The following is a 16,193-nucleotide window of genomic DNA, read 5'->3' on the forward strand; positions in this document are numbered from 1 at the left end:
AAATGTTGTTTATCATGTTTAATGACTTTGAAAATTTTATAGTTATAAAAGGTAATGACAAAGAGGAGTACGCAAAAGATGCGGTGACAGGGAAGAGGGTCCATGGACTGAAAGACCGTCTGACAGGCAGTTTGCGGAAGGTAGCTTTGGAACCGGATATCTGAAGCCAATGCAGCATATGTATAGGACAAAAGCAGCGATCGTTGTGAATTTACGTTTTGTTGCTCTGAGAGAACAGATGATATGTTTGTTGTATGGTGGGTAGGAGATCCCGGGTGATTCCCGTTAATCAATCATAGAGATTCCATTAATTTCCGGAAAAGAAAGAGAGGTACAAGCTGTTTTTGTACAGGGAGTTGATGGGATAAAATGAAGGTGGTACCGCGTAGATTCGCCCTTCACATGCGATTATGTATGTGAGGGGTTTTTTGTTTTACAGGAAATTCGGTTGAAATCCTTATAAAACAAAGCACTTGAAAGGAGATAAAATGAAAGAATTAGCAAAGACCTATGATCCAAAAGGGATTGAAGACCGTCTTTACCAGAAATGGGAAGACAATAAATATTTTCATGCAGAAGTAGACAGAAGTAAAAAACCATTTACGATTGTTATGCCGCCGCCAAATATCACCGGCCAGCTTCACATGGGACATGCGTTGGACAACACCATGCAGGATATTCTGATCCGTTATAAAAGAATGCAGGGATATTCTGCATTATGGCAGCCGGGTACTGACCACGCAGCCATTGCAACAGAAGTTAAAGTTATTAACAGCCTGAAAGAAAAAGGAATCAATAAAGCAGACTTAACCCGTGACGAGTTTCTGAAATATGCATGGGACTGGAAAGAAGAATACGGTGGACGTATCGTAAAACAGTTAAAGAAAATGGGATCTTCCGCTGACTGGGAGAGAGAGCGTTTTACCATGGATGAGGGATGTTCTGAGGCAGTCAAAGAAGTATTTATCCGCCTGTTTGACAAAGGATATATTTACAAAGGATCCCGTATCATCAACTGGTGTCCGGTCTGCAAGACTTCTATTTCTGATGCAGAGGTAGAGCACGTAGAGCAGACAGGTCATTTCTGGCACATCAAATATCCGATCATCGGTGAGGAAGGCAGATTTGTAGAAATCGCAACCACCCGTCCGGAAACCATGCTGGGTGATACAGCCGTGGCTGTAAATCCGGATGATGAGCGCTACACAGATATTATCGGCAAGAAGTTACTGCTTCCGATCGTAAACCGTGAAATCCCGGTGATCGCGGATCCATATGTAGACAAAGAGTTTGGAACCGGCTGTGTAAAAATCACACCGGCACATGACCCGAACGATTTCGAGGTTGGAAAACGCCACAATCTGGCAGAAATCAACATTTTAAACGATGATGCAACGATTAATGCAAATGGTGGCATTTACGAAGGTATGGATCGTTATGAAGCAAGAAAAGCCATCGTTGCAAAATTAGATGAGCTTGGCTTACTTGTAAAAGTAGTTGAACATGTCCATAACGTAGGTACCCACGACAGATGTAAGACAACCGTAGAGCCGATGATCAAACCGCAGTGGTTTGTAAAAATGGAAGAAATGGCAAAACCGGCCATTGATGCATTACAGTCCGGCAGATTAAAATTTGTTCCGGAAAGCTTTGGAAAGACTTATATGCATTGGCTGGAAGGCATCCGCGACTGGTGTATTTCCAGACAGCTCTGGTGGGGACACAGAATCCCGGCTTATTACTGTGAAGAATGTGGTGAGATGGTTGTTTCCCGTGATATGCCGGAGAAATGCCCGAAATGCGGCTGCAGTCATTTAAAACAGGATGAGGATACACTGGATACCTGGTTCTCCTCTGCCCTGTGGCCATTCTCAACACTTGGCTGGCCGAACAAGACAGAAGAACTGGATTATTTCTATCCGACCGATGTACTTGTCACCGGATATGATATCATCTTCTTCTGGGTTATCCGTATGGTATTCTCTGCTCTGGAGCAGACCGGCACAGAGCCGTTCCACACGGTACTGATCCATGGTCTGGTTCGTGATTCCCAGGGACGTAAGATGAGTAAATCCCTTGGAAACGGTATCGATCCGTTAGAGGTTATTGATAAATATGGTGCAGATGCCCTGCGTCTGACCCTGATCACCGGTAATGCGCCAGGAAACGATATGCGTTTCTACTGGGAGCGTGTAGAGTCCAGCCGTAACTTTGCAAACAAAGTATGGAATGCATCCCGATTCATTATGATGAACCTGGGTGACGAGCAGCCGACCAAACCGGAAGCAGCAGATCTGTTACCGGTTGACCGCTGGATTTTATCGAAAGTAAATACACTGGCAAAAGATGTGACAGAGAATATGGATAAATACGAGCTGGGAATTGCAGTTCAGAAAGTCTATGATTTCATCTGGGAAGAGTTCTGTGACTGGTATATTGAGATCGCAAAAGTGCGTCTGTACAAGAAAGAAGAAGATCCAAAAGCTGCCAATGCGGCACTGTGGGTTCTGAAAACAGTACTGGCTAATGCATTAAAGATGCTGCATCCATATATGCCGTTTATCACAGAGGAAATCTTCTGTACGCTTTGTCCGGAAGAAGAGACCATTATGCTGGCTCCGTGGCCGGAATACACCGAAGAGTGGAATTTTGCAAAAGAAGAGGCAGATGTGGAAACCATCAAAGTACTGGTTAAGGGTATCCGTAATATCCGTTCCGAGATGAATGTTCCACCAAGCCGCAAAGCAAAATACTTCATTGTATCTTCGGATGCAGACCTGTGTGAGCTGTTTGCTTCCCACAAAGATATTTACAGTCAGCTGATTTCTGCAAGTGAGATCGACGTACAGGCAGATAAAGCAGGAATTCCGGAGGATGCGGTATCCGTTGTTATCCCGAATGCTGTTGTATACATTCCGTTAGAGAAGCTGGTAGATATGGCAAAAGAACGGGAACGACTGGAGAAAGAGAAAGCAAAACTTGCAAAAGAGCTGGCTCGTTCCAACGGTATGCTGAATAATGAGAAATTCTTAAGCAAAGCACCTCAGGCAAAAGTGGATGAGGAGAAAGCAAAACTTGAAAAATATAAACAGATGATGGAAGACGTGGAAAATCGTCTGGCACAGTTAAAATAATATGAGTGAAAACATGAAACAAGCGGTGGAATTTTTGTATGGAATTCCAAAGTTTACCAAAAAACACAGCCTTGCACATACACAGCATTTCATGGAGCTGCTTGGCAACCCTGGTAATCGCTGCAAAGTCATTCATGTGGCAGGAAGTAATGGTAAAGGAAGCGTCTGCTGCTTCCTTTACCATATGTTGCTTTCTGAGGGAAAAACCGCAGGACTGTTCACATCTCCGCATCTGATCGATGTGCGGGAACGTTTTCAGTTAAATGGTGATTTATGCGGTGAGGATCAGTTTCTGTCTGCCTATGCCCGGGTAAAAAAGACTGCAGAGGAACTGGAACGGAAAGGTCTGGGCTATCCGACATTTTTCGAGTTTATTTTTGCCATGGGCATGGTAATTTTTGAAGAGGCCGGAGTGGAGTATATCGTACTGGAGACAGGACTTGGCGGCAGACTGGATGCCACAAACAGCGTTGCACATCCGGTGCTTTGCATCATTACGTCTATCAGCCTGGAGCATACGGAGATTCTGGGAGATACCATTGCACAGATTGCCGGGGAAAAAGCGGGAATTATCAAAACGGGCGTACCGGTTGTCTTTGATGCTAATGAATCTGAGGCAGCAGCAGTTATTGCAGACCGTGCGCGGGAATTACACAGTCCCTGCACAGCCCTTGAGAAGAAAATGTACCGGATGTTGGAATTTAAGAATAATTTTATTGATTTTTCGCTTTCGACTGCGTATGATAAGGAAACAAGATGGACGATTCCGGGAGCAGCAGATTATCAGGTGGAAAATGCGGCACTGGCGATTCTTGCCATGCGCATTCTGCAGCAGCAGTATCCGTCAGCATTTTCCGGTGATTCTTTTGAACAGCAGCTTCATTCAGGCATGAAAGCAGCGTTCTGGCCGGGAAGGATGCAGGAGATCGCACCGGAGATTTATTTTGACGGGGCGCATAACACCTCCGGCATCGGTATGTTTACCGAAGCAGTGAAGCGACTGACTGCTGCGGACAGTTATCGTCCGCTGCTACTGTTTTCCATGGTAAAAGAAAAGGATTACAGTACGTCGATCGATATGCTGACCAGCGATATTGTATGGGATGAGATGGCAGTAACAACGATTCCGAATGAGCGTGGCATATCTTTTGAAAAATTGCAGAAACTATTTGAATACAAGTTAAAAGAACAGGCGATGGAGCAGACATCGGACGATATTTCTGAGAAAACAGTGAATCCGAAAACAGGATGTCGGTCTGATGCAGAGCATCCGATCATCGGTTTTGCTGATTATCGGGAAGCACTCCGGGTAATGAAAAATAAGAAGAAGCCGGGACAGAAGTTATTCTGTACGGGTTCCCTCTATTTTATCGGTGCATTGATGGAAGCGTGGAAGGAGAACTGTGATGATTGATTTCGAGGAAGAATTAAAGAAATTTGAACCAAGTATGGAAGTGGAAGATGCAGAAGATGCGATCTACAATCGTGATCTGACAGATATGATGGATATTTTACAGGAAATGTTGAAAGAGAGCAGAAGATAGGAGGGCACAGATGAATTGTTATTATTGTGGTGCGTACCTGGATTCTATGGATACCTGTCCGAACTGTGAAGCAGATGTGAAAATCTGGAAAAAGATTGCCAGTATTTCCAACAAACTTTACAATGACGGACTGGAGCGCGCACAGGTTCGTGATCTGAGCGGAGCCGTTGAATATCTGAAAATGAGCCTCCGCTATAACAAAATGAACACCAATGCCCGTAACCTGCTGGGACTGGTTTACTTTGAGATGGGTGAATCCGTGAAAGCACTGAGCGAGTGGGTCATCAGTAAAAGTCTGCAGGGAGAGGATAATCCGGCAACCGCTTATCTGGCAGATATCCAGAAAAGTTCTGCCCGTCTGGACAACCTGAACCAGACCATCAAAAAATTTAACCAGTCATTGACTTACTGCAAAGACGGCAATACGGATCTGGCACTGATCCAGCTGAAAAAAGTACTGGCATTGAATCCAAAGCTGGTGAAAGGTCATCAGCTGCTGGCACTGTTATACATGAAAGAAGAACGCTATGATCTTGCACTGCGTGCATTAAAAAATGCAGAAAAAATAGATGTCGGTGATGCGAATACCATGCGTTACAAAAAGGAATGCCATGAACATCTGAAAGCCAATGGAAAAGTTAAAACAAAGGAAAAAGATACGGTAAGTTATCAGAGCGGCAATGATCTGATCATCCGTCCGGCGAAGTTTACCGATAATACCGCTGTTCTGACAGTGGTCAATCTGCTGGTGGGTGCCGCCATCGGAATCGCAGTAGTGTGTTTCCTGATCGTACCCGGTATCCGGAAAAATGCCAATACAAACGCGGCATCCCAGCTGGTCAAAGCAAATGAAACCATTGCAACCAGAGAGCAGAGCATAAAGAGCCTTGAGGACGAAATTTCCAGTCTGCAGCAGACCGTAGCGGACGCACAGACAGAGACAAGTTCTGCCGGGGAGAAAAACACATCTTATGAAGCTCTGCTGAACGCCTACGTGGCCTATGCGGCAAAAGAAAATGTAAAAGCCGGCGAGAGCCTGGCAAACGTCAACCGTGATCTGCTCAGTGAAAATGCACAGCAGATTTATGATAACATGCTGACAGATGTAAAAAGTGCCATGCTGGAAGCAGATATGAATGAAGCACTGGATCTGTATGAAAAGAACAATTACAGTGAAGCTATTACAAAATTTGAATCCATCGTACAGACTGACGAAGGTTATCAGGAAGGAAAAGCGGCCTACTATCTGGCCTTTGCCTATAACTATCAGAAAGATGAGAGCAATGCATTGAAATGGTTCCAGATCGCAAAAAATCATACAAACTCCTCCAGCGTGCGCAATACCTGTAAGGAAATGATCGATGATATGCAATCCCGCGGTATTACCGTACCGGATGCAAGCGGCAGTACCGGTACACAGGCAGGCGGAACTCCCGACGGATCTGCGGCAGATAATACAACTGCGGACAACTCGGATAACAATACTGATAACGAGTAATGAATTATGCCGCAGGCATTTTTAGAAAGTAGAAGACAGTATACGAAAGATAAAGTGAATGAATATTTCGAAATATTAATGCGAAAAATATTTATTCAATATATCGAAGATGAATTCGATGTAACGATATCTTTCCTATACTGTCTTTTTCGTATCTAAAAATATGAAGATGTTGGGGGCAAAAGATGCCATACGAATTGTTCTATTTATTTTCTTCCTCCAGCTGCCTTTATAAAAAATAAAAAGTCATAAAAGACATAAAACCCAAAAAGGAGACAAAAACATGGAGTGTGAATATCAGATCAAAGGAACCACGCTGCGCATTTTTCTGCCGCAGGAGCTGGATCATCATGTATCTGCCAGACTACGGGAAGAAGCAGATCTTATGGTGGAGACACATTTTATCAGAACGATTATATTTGACTTTTCCGGCACTGACTGGATGGACAGTTCCGGCATCGGTGTCATTCTTGGGCGGTATAAAAACATGAAACTGTCCGGTGGCCATGTATATGCCGTACATTTAAATGAGCGGATGAAAAAAATATTTGCGATGTCCGGCATGGAACACTTGATGGAGGAGGAATAAAGCGCATGATACAGGAAAAAGAAAAACAGTCACAGGCAGAAACGCAGGAACAGGGAGAAAACTGGATGCAGATTGCGTTTGCAGCACAATCAGAAAATGAAGGATTTGCCCGCACGGCAGTGGCGGCATTTGTCAGCTGTCTGGATCCGACCATCGATGAACTGGCGGATATCAAAACCGCTGTGTCTGAGGCAGTGACGAATTGTATTATTCATGGTTACAATCTGAAAGGCGGCACGATCTGGCTGGAGGCAAGCCTGTCAGGACGGACGTTGTATGTGGCGGTTACGGACGAGGGACGCGGAATCAGAGACATCAAACAGGCGCTGGAACCATTGTTTACGACACGACCGGATCTGGAACGTTCCGGCATGGGATTTTCTTTTATGGAAGCCTTTATGGATGTTGTGGAAGTGGAATCTTCTCCAGGAAAAGGGACACGGGTTGTCATGAAAAAGGAGATCAGATAGTTACATATGGATCAGGTGTTGGAAACAATTAAACGGGCACACCAGGGAGATAAAGCAGCCAGAGACAGGCTGGTACAGGAAAATATGCCACTGGTATGGAGCATTGTGCGTCGGTTTTCCAACCGGGGGTATGAGCCGGAGGATCTGTTTCAGATTGGAAGCATCGGCTTACTGAAAGCCATTGACCGGTTCGATACTGCATATGAAGTGAAGTTTTCCACTTATGCCGTACCACTCATCATCGGTGAGATCCGCCGTTATCTGCGGGATGATGGCATGTTGAAAGTCAGCCGTTCTCTGAAGGAGACTGCGTGGAAAGTTCGAAAGGCAGAAGCAGACTGGCAGAATACGGTGGGGCGGGAGCCAACACTGGAAGAACTCTCAGAAAAGACAGGCATCCGGAAGGAAGAAATTGTGCAGTCGCTGGCAGCAAATACAGAAGTGGACTCTCTGCACCGGTCGATTCCGGGCAATCAGGGGAAAGAAATCACATTGGGAGAACAGATTTGTGACCGGCATAACGAGATTGAAGAACGTACCGACCATCTGTTTCTGGAACAGCTGCTGGATACACTGGAAGCGAAAGAGCAACAGCTGATCTATCTGCGTTATGTGGAGGAAAAAACGCAGTCCGAGGTGGCAAAAATCATGGGTACCACACAGGTACAGATTTCCAGAAGGGAGAAAAAACTGCTTGCGAAATTGCGCGAGAGAGCATAATATTTTGTTACAGTATGCAGTTGATGATAAAAAATATTCAATAAAAGTTCTTGCATAACAAATGTGGATGTAATAGAATATACGTTAGCCTGTGCTAATTCGAACACAGAATAAGCATCTCTCCGCATCAAGTGCATAAAGTACTAAGCGGTGGGTAAGGAGAATATAAAAGATCTGAAAGTACGGAGGATAATCGCAGATGAAGAAAAAAATCTGGATGATGCTGCTGTGCGGTGCACTGGTCTGTTTCCCGCTGGGAGGCTGCGGTATAAACCGGGCCGATGCGGACGCAGGATCGGTACAGAGTGAAGCGGCGTCAGATCATAAAACAACAAAAAACAGCAATGCGGAGTACACCAGTGAAGTATTTGCCATGGATACTTATATGACATTGACTGCTTACGGTGAGAATGCAAAAGAGGCGGTGGAAGCCGGGATAGCGGAGATCCAGAGACTGGATGCACTGCTGTCTACCGGAGATGCGAACAGTGAAGTGGCGCAGATCAATCAAAATGGGGGCGGTACACTGTCTGAGGATACGGACTATCTGGTAAAACGTGCCCTCGCTATTTATCAGAGTACACAGGGTGCTTTTGATATCAGTATTTATCCGGTGATGCAGCTCTGGGGATTTACTACCGGTGATTTTGCCGTTCCTTCGAAGGAAGATCTGGCTGCAAAACTTGCACTGGTGAATGCCGGCAGGATCAGTCTGACGGAGGACAACGGTGTATCATCCATTACCCTTCCGGAAGGGATGGAAATTGACCTGGGTGGAATCGCCAAAGGCTACACATCCGGAAGAGTTATGGAAGTCATGAAACGTTATGGTATTGAGAGTGCCGTGATCAATCTGGGGGGCAATGCGCATGTGCTGGGTTCCAAGCCAGATGGTTCTGCATGGAAAGTCGGTATTCAGGATCCGAATGATACGAACGGTTATCTGGGAGGCGTCAGTGTCAGAGATAAAGCTATCATCACTTCCGGTGGTTATGAGCGCTATTTTGTAGATGAGGCAACCGGTGTGAAATATCATCATATCATCGACCCGAAGACCGGATATTCAGCCAATAACGGATTGATTTCAGTCACCATTGTCAGTGCTGACAGTACACTGGCGGATGGACTGTCCACGTCTCTGTTTGTACTGGGTACGGAGGATGCCATTGCATACTGCGAGGAACATTGTGCAGAAGACGGATTTGACGCAATTATGGAGGATGAGGACGGAAAACTGTATATTACCGATGGCATCATGGATGATTTTATCAATATGAACAATACGGCAAATATTCAGGAAATCAAGACAAAGTAGACATAGGGCGGTAAGGAAGTATGAAAAAACAAAAGATATCTGCAAAAACAGTGGCACTTCTGGCGATGATGATTGCGCTGGCACTGGTGTTCAGTTATGTGGAAACACTGATTCCGATCAATTTCGGGATTCCGGGTGTGAAGCTTGGCCTGGCAAACCTGGTGATTGTGGCGGCACTTTATCTGATCGGCGGCAAAGAGGCATTTCTGGTTTCTGTTGTGCGTATTTTTTTGAGTGGATTTATGTTTGGAAATCTGGCTTCTATCATGTACAGTCTGGCAGGCGGTCTGTTGAGCCTGGCAGTGATGCTTATTCTGAAAAAAACAGATAAACTGTCCATTCTGGCAGTCAGCGTACTTGGCGGAATCTGCCACAATATCGGACAGCTGATCGTGGCGATCCTTGTGGTGGAAAATCTGAAACTGATCTTTTATGTTCCGGTGCTGCTGATCTCCGGATTTGTTACCGGTCTGCTGATCGGCATCGTATCCAGAGTCATTCTGCCGGCAGTCAGACGGGCTTATGCAGCTGACAGCGCCCATTAGAGGGTAAAACAGCCATTCGTGGAAAAATCTGCAATATCATAAAAAGAACGAGGCGTGAAATTTTTTTTTATGGATTTTCACGAAGCAAGGCTTATTTCATGCGCTCAGTTGAGAAAAAAGAAAAGATATTGCACATTATTTCTCAAGAAGACGCTTTATTGAGAAAATGAGAAAAAAATATTTGACTTGTGAAAAAAAGTAATGCTATCATAACGTGCGTTAGAAAAGCCTAATGTATATTATGATGGCATTTTTTGTGAGAGGAAATTAAAAAATGTGTGGCAGCATATTTTTTAGAAAGGTCGGGAGAGCGATGATGAAGAAAGAAAATAAAAAGACAGAGCCAGATGTGAAAAACAATGACCGGCAGAAAGAAAAAAAATCCGTAAAGCTTGGTTCAATGGCTCCGGCATTATCTGCCATTCTGGTAGTTGCCTGCGCAGGAGCATCCGTGGCAGCGTATACACCAAAGGTATATGCCGTACAGAAAGCAGCGCCAAAAGCCACGGAGTCCGATACGGTGGAAGATACTACCGCAGAGGAGATGAATCTGGAAGGTCAGGTATTTGATCTGTCGGATGGTATTTATGAAGGAACAGGTACCGGATTTGCAGGAAAGATCACAGTAGCTGTTGAAATCAAAGATAAAAAAATCGTAGCGATTACAATTTTAAATGTAGAAGCAGATGACGCGGCATTTTTCAACCGTGCCAAAGGGGTGATTGACCGGATCATCCAGTCACAGAATCTGGATGTGGATGTAGTCTCCGGAGCGACTTACAGTTCGAGAGGTATCATCAGTGCGGTCAAAAATGCGCTGACCGGTGAAAAGGACAGCGGAAAGACCGCAGAAAATCCGAGTCAGGGACAGGGATCCACCACGCTGGCAGCATCCATGGACGCAGGTTCATACAAAGACGGTGTGTATTACGGAAGTGCCACCGGATTTGCGGGACCGATCAAGGTCAAAGTCGTGATCACAGATGGGAAAATTGCGTCTGTTGAGATTGTGGAGACTTCCGACGGAAGCAGTTATATCAGTAAAGCATCTTCCATTACCGGAAAGATCGTGGCTTCCCAGAGTACCAATGTAGACACGGTGTCCGGAGCGACCTACAGTTCCGTGGGAATTATCAATGCGGTACGAAATGCACTGGCACAGGCTGCCGTGAATCCGGGTGAGGGCGGACAGCAGGATCTGATCGTGCCTGAATTGCCGGAGCAGAAAGCAGAGGATGTCCCGGCAGTTCCGATGGTCAGCGGCAAATTCCCGTATCCGGATGGCACTTATTATGGAACAGCCGAAGGATATCTGGGTGACATTACCGTAGCGGTTGTAATCCAAAATCAGACCATTCAGTCCGTGGAGATTCTGTCCAATGAGGATGATGCGGCATATTTTGACCGTGCAAAAGTAGTGGCAAACCGTGTGGTTAATCAGCAGACAACAGGGGTAGATACCGTGTCCGGAGCGACATACAGTTCCAGAGGTATCATCAATGCGATCCAGGCGGCACTGGATGCTGCAAAATCAGCTGCAAATCCATCCCAGCCGGTGACCCCGGACCATGGAAATGCAGGTGATAGCGGAAACAATGGCAATGATAATAATGGAAATACCGATAACGGAAACGATGGATCTGATACAGATAAAAAATCCGTATACTATGCAGATGGAACCTATCCGGTAACGGTTCTGTGTGAGCCGGATGAGGATGAGGACTTTGAACCGTATCATCTGTCCGCAAGCGTTGTGATCAAAAACGACCGGGTGGCAGAAATCAATAATGTGACCGGAGACGGAGACAGCGGAAACAATTCTTACATCAAACGTGCGGTGAGCGGTACTTCCGGCATGACCGGTATGGTATCCCGTATTATCGGTATGGCAGTGATAGATATGAGTGGAGAAAATGCGGGTGCGCAGGTAGATCAGAACCTGACTGAGATGGATACCGTTTCCCGTGCGACCTGTACGTCAAAATCCATCAAAGAAGCCTGCCGTGAAGCATTGCGTCAGGCAAGGGAAAAATTCCTGACAGAGACTGAGTCTGCCCGGAACAAAGACAGAGAGGATAGCGCAGAATGAAAAAATTTTGGATACGGACGATCAATGTATGCGTCATTGTGGCAGCATTGATCGGATATAGTAAAGTGACACTGGCTCATGAACAGACGGATGCCGCGGCCAAAGCCGAGGCAGACCGTAAAAATGCGGAAATTGCAGCAGAGGCCGGGGAGACAGGCGGTTCCTATACAGACGGAATCTATCAGGGCACAGCCACCGGTTTTGGCGGTGATATCACAGTGGAAGTGACCATTACAGATGGCAGGATCGCCGCTGTGGATATCCTGTCTGCAGAAAAAGAAGACAGTGCCTATCTGACGATGGCAAACGATATCATTCCGGAGATTCTGGATGCACAGAGCGCGGATGTGGATACCATCAGCGGTGCGACTTTCAGCTCCACCGGAATCAAAAATGCAACGGCACAAGCTCTTGCGAAAGGCGGTGCCAGATAAATGAAACAGATGGATAAAAAGACGCTGAAGAAAGTGCATGTGTGGGTGCGGGCAGTGATACAGTTACTGTATTTTCTGTTTATTCCGTCTGCCTATACAGCCGCTTTTAACGGTGTAAAATACATTTTTACCCAGATGGGGGCAAAGAGCCACCTGGAGCTGACGTCCTTTGTGGTTACACTGATCGCTCTCTGCCTGTTTACGGTTGTATTCGGCAGATTTTTCTGCGGGTTTGCCTGTGCCTTCGGAAGTCTTGGGGATGCAGTGCGCGCATTTTATGTGTTTATCTGCAAGAAACGGAAAAAGAAACCGGTGACGATGAAAGCATCGGTGGTAAAATATCTGCAGGCAGTGAAGTATGTTGTGCTGGTGCTTCTGGTAGTAAGCTGTTATACCGGAGTATACAGTAAGACGCGGGGCATGAGCCCATGGGATGTATTTTCCATGCTGCATGCCGGTAATTTCAAACTGGGCGGCTATATCGTAGGGCTGGTACTTTTGGTGCTGATCCTGGTCGGTATGGCATTTCAGGAACGCTTTTTCTGTCGTGTGCTGTGCCCGATGGGAGCGGTATTTTCCATGCTTCCGGTATTGCCGCTGTTTACCCTGCGCAGAGACCGTTCCGAGTGTATCAGAGGCTGTCGTGCATGTACCATGAAATGCCCGTCTGATATTGAACTGGCACCGGATACAGCTCCGGAACTTTCCGGGGACTGCTTCCAGTGTCAGAAGTGTATCGATACCTGTCCGAAAGGGAATATACATACCGGTATCCGCAGTCTGAAAGGAAATGAAATCTGGTTTACCGTGCTGCGGGCAGTAGTGCTGCTGGTGCTGTTCAAATTTATCGGGCTTTAAGGGGAATGAAAGTTGAGAAAAAGTTTCAGTTAAAAGAAAATGGAAAAAAAGCGGTTGACAAATGGGATGTTATAATGTTAAAGTAACCGTCGTTAGGAACCACTAATAAAAATGCCATCAAAATTGAACATTGAAATTCACAGGTCAGTTGCTGTTAAGTCTGAGTTTTCAGACGGAGATAAAACTGTCTGTGGACTTGGTAGAGACTTCTCCCGCATGCGGCACAGGACGCATATACAGGTGAAGTCTCTTTTTTTGTCTGACGGAAAAAACGGTTTCTGGATGTGACAGGTACAGGAATAAAGGAAGTTAGGCAATGGCTTATGGGAAAGGAGAATCACAATGAAAAAGAGACGGGAATTTCTGACAAAAATGCTTGCAGGAGCCATGGTAGTAGCTATGACAGCCGGAACTATGCCGGTGAGTGCATTTGCGGCAACAGGAGCGAATGCCGTGAAGGATGGAACATACACGAAAGAGGCCTATGTAGATGCTTCTGATCCTGTGGTAGCGGAAAATGATGAAGTTGGAGAATGGCAGAGCTATTCCATCAGCGTTGGTTTTGAAGTAAAGGACGGAAAATTTGAGTCTGTGACTGTAACACCTGGAAATGGATATGACGATGGAAACAGCTCTTATTTCAAAAAAGCTATTACAGAGGCGATTGCAGAAGCTCCGGAAGCAGACGGGGATCAGGATGAAGAGGTCAGATATGTGACCATGAATGTGCCGTATACAGATCTGTACGCTGCATATGACCTGACCGATAAAGCAGTATGGCAGGTGGAAGAAGGTCTGGATGCGGTTTCCACAGCTACAACCAATAAATTCAAAGGAACAACAGGACTGGCAAAGGGCACTTATAACAATGGCAAATTCATTATGGGTGTGACTATGGCAGTGGCAGTTCCGGAAGGCACTTATGAAACATTAAAAGCAAAAAATCTGACAGAGAATGACAATTATTACATGACAGATCTGGACAGCACACCGGCAGCATACAGCACACTGACTGTAAATACGGATGGTACATATAGTTTTAGCAAGTTGCAGGAAGCAGCCGTAACGAATAAATATCTGTCTGTTACAGATCTGGATCTTAATGGCGGCTATGGTGATTATCAGATCACGCTGGAAGGTGTTGGAACAAGCAATAACCTGAAAGTGGGTGAGGATGAGACCGTTCCGTATACCCTGTACGGTGCAATCCTGAATACAACGGAGGGTAAATCCTATGGTATGACCTGCTTGGAGAATACCTGGGTTGGAACAAAGACACCAAACGTTGAAATCGCATGGTCCATAAAAGAAGGTCAGGGATTGAAACGGGCACACGGAAAAGGGGATGCATTCTATCAGTTCAGTGATATGAACGGAAAGACATTAAAGAGTGTAACATTGCTCACAGACCTCGGTATTATCGAAGTGCCTTGCGGAGAGAATGGCCTGGAACTGACAAAATACTATGAGGGAGATCTCAGCAGTCTGCAGTATGGCATTAAAGATGATTCCACAGAACTGAGTATCAGCGGTGTTCCATCTGATCTGGAAAACGTAAGAATTTCCGTATCCGGCGGACTGGCAGAGAATGCAGAGATCAAAGATGGAAAGGTTGCATTGAAGACAGCACCGACAGCCGGAACGACTTATACACTGACCATCAGCAGTTCCAACTATCCGGATATCACAAGAACCATGTCCACACCGGTTATTAAAGAGCAGATCACAGAGCTTCAGAAATGGGTGGATAAAGCAAAAGCAGCAAACGGATATGACAGCAATGCTGATCTGAAAGAGCATGTCGGTGAAGCTGAGGAAATGATCGCAAATAAAACTGCTTCTTCAGCGGAGGCAGCAGAGCTGATCGAGGAGCTGATTTCAAAAGTAAAAGCTACTTATGAGAGCATATCTGCGACAACAGCCATTAAAGGAACGGATGTATCTGCAACATTAGATGGAAAAACACTGGCAGATCTGGAGAATCCGACTTATACCATCAGCTATCGTCAGGGAAGAGGTTCTGCCGTATTTGCAGAAGGAACGCTGGAAGCACTGAATTTTACACTGGAGAAAGCACCGACCATTGGAACCGAATATACGATCACAATTGTCAGTGATAATTATCAGGACATTGTTACAAAAGCAGTGGCACAGGATGCAGAGACTCCGGTTATTATTCCGGATGGACTTGCACCGGCAGAGGATGGAAACTGGTATTACTATAAAGATGGTCAGATTGCAACCGAGATCAGCGGACTTGCGGCAAATGAATATGGCTGGTTCAAAGTAACGAACGGAAAAGTAGACTTTGACTATACAGGACTTGCAGCAAACGAAAACGGCTGGTTCAAGGTGACGAACGGAAAAGTAGACTTTGACTATACAGGACTTGCAGCAAACGAAAACGGCTGGTTCAAAGTGACGAATGGAAAAGTAGATTTTGACTATATGGGACTTGCAGCAAACGAGAATGGCTGGTTCAAAGTGACGAATGGAAAAGTGGACTTTGATTATACGGGACTTGCAGCAAACGAGAATGGCTGGTTCAAAGTGACCAACGGAAAAGTAGACTTTGACTATACAGGACTTGCAGCAAACGAAAATGGCTGGTTCAAAGTAGCGAACGGAAAAGTAGATTTTGACTATACCGGCACAGCGGCAAATGAATACGGTGTATGGAATGTCGTAAACGGAAAAGTTGTGTTCTAGTCTGAGAAAGAGAATCATTGTGTAATTATATGGAGCATTATATCTCAGTCGGAGGTTATAGTTTGGCTGAGATATAAATATGTGTTTATTGAGATGGATTCTCAATATTATTGATGAAAAAAGTCAATAAGTATAAAATTTCAACATCTTTGTTGACGAAAAAAAAGGTGATGCTAAAATAACCGGCGTTAGATAGCACTAATGATGTTTGCATATTATTATAAAAAGTTGCCGACATGTAAAAAAGATTAGTGGAACTAACCCGGTTTTTTCGCCTTTTTTAGAATA

General features: G+C 45.3%; 13 protein-coding genes. All 13 read left to right on the top strand.

The window, feature by feature from the left end:
* Window positions 1-488: 488 nt before the first annotated feature.
* The 13 genes from ACIRUQ_RS02400 to ACIRUQ_RS02460 all read left to right on the top strand — a co-directional run bounded on the left by ACIRUQ_RS02400 (window position 489) and on the right by ACIRUQ_RS02460 (window position 15,905).
* Entirely contained in the window at window positions 489-3,134 is a 2,646-nt protein-coding gene (locus tag ACIRUQ_RS02400) for a valine--tRNA ligase (protein ID WP_055290606.1), read from the top strand.
* A gap of 13 nt (window positions 3,135-3,147) precedes the next feature.
* Complete coding sequence (locus tag ACIRUQ_RS02405) at window positions 3,148-4,548, top strand: folylpolyglutamate synthase/dihydrofolate synthase family protein (RefSeq protein WP_172679903.1); 1,401 nt, start codon at window positions 3,148-3,150, stop codon at window positions 4,546-4,548.
* Window positions 4,541-4,678, top strand: coding sequence for a hypothetical protein (locus ACIRUQ_RS02410; protein WP_021740804.1), 138 nt, complete (start codon window positions 4,541-4,543; stop codon window positions 4,676-4,678). The genes ACIRUQ_RS02405 and ACIRUQ_RS02410 overlap by 8 nt, the downstream gene beginning before the upstream one ends.
* A 10-nt stretch (window positions 4,679-4,688) precedes the next feature.
* Window positions 4,689-6,176 (top strand): zinc ribbon domain-containing protein, encoded by a 1,488-nt coding sequence (locus ACIRUQ_RS02415; RefSeq protein ID WP_049946855.1) that lies wholly within the window; start codon window positions 4,689-4,691, stop codon window positions 6,174-6,176.
* A gap of 283 nt (window positions 6,177-6,459) precedes the next feature.
* Window positions 6,460-6,765 (top strand): anti-sigma factor antagonist, encoded by a 306-nt coding sequence (locus tag ACIRUQ_RS02420; protein ID WP_021740802.1) that lies wholly within the window; start codon window positions 6,460-6,462, stop codon window positions 6,763-6,765.
* A 5-nt stretch (window positions 6,766-6,770) separates the two neighbouring features.
* Entirely contained in the window at window positions 6,771-7,235 is a 465-nt protein-coding gene (spoIIAB, locus tag ACIRUQ_RS02425) for an anti-sigma F factor (RefSeq protein ID WP_021740801.1), read from the top strand.
* Between the two features lie 6 nt (window positions 7,236-7,241).
* On the top strand, window positions 7,242-7,955 hold the full coding sequence (locus ACIRUQ_RS02430) for a SigB/SigF/SigG family RNA polymerase sigma factor (protein ID WP_021740800.1): 714 nt from the start codon (window positions 7,242-7,244) through the stop codon (window positions 7,953-7,955).
* Window positions 7,956-8,154: 199 nt separating this feature from the next.
* Window positions 8,155-9,270: an FAD:protein FMN transferase gene (locus ACIRUQ_RS02435; protein WP_055290604.1), complete on the top strand. Its 1,116-nt coding sequence runs from the start codon at window positions 8,155-8,157 to the stop codon at window positions 9,268-9,270.
* A 20-nt stretch (window positions 9,271-9,290) separates the two neighbouring features.
* Entirely contained in the window at window positions 9,291-9,815 is a 525-nt protein-coding gene (locus ACIRUQ_RS02440; RefSeq protein WP_021740798.1) for a Gx transporter family protein, read from the top strand.
* A gap of 313 nt (window positions 9,816-10,128) precedes the next feature.
* Window positions 10,129-11,904: an FMN-binding protein gene (locus ACIRUQ_RS02445; RefSeq protein ID WP_242853622.1), complete on the top strand. Its 1,776-nt coding sequence runs from the start codon at window positions 10,129-10,131 to the stop codon at window positions 11,902-11,904.
* Window positions 11,901-12,338 (top strand): FMN-binding protein, encoded by a 438-nt coding sequence (locus tag ACIRUQ_RS02450; protein ID WP_022036430.1) that lies wholly within the window; start codon window positions 11,901-11,903, stop codon window positions 12,336-12,338. Before ACIRUQ_RS02445 ends, ACIRUQ_RS02450 begins: the two co-directional genes overlap by 4 nt.
* Window positions 12,339-13,196, top strand: a complete 858-nt coding sequence (locus ACIRUQ_RS02455) for a 4Fe-4S binding protein (protein ID WP_055290602.1) — start codon at window positions 12,339-12,341, stop codon at window positions 13,194-13,196. It begins immediately after the preceding gene.
* A gap of 342 nt (window positions 13,197-13,538) precedes the next feature.
* Window positions 13,539-15,905: a hypothetical protein gene (locus ACIRUQ_RS02460; RefSeq protein ID WP_055290601.1), complete on the top strand. Its 2,367-nt coding sequence runs from the start codon at window positions 13,539-13,541 to the stop codon at window positions 15,903-15,905.
* The last annotated feature ends 288 nt before the right edge of the window (window positions 15,906-16,193 follow it).

The organism is Eubacterium ramulus (assembly GCF_045002895.1).
In the GTDB taxonomy this organism is placed as follows: Bacteria; Bacillota; Clostridia; order Lachnospirales; family Lachnospiraceae; genus Eubacterium_I; species Eubacterium_I ramulus.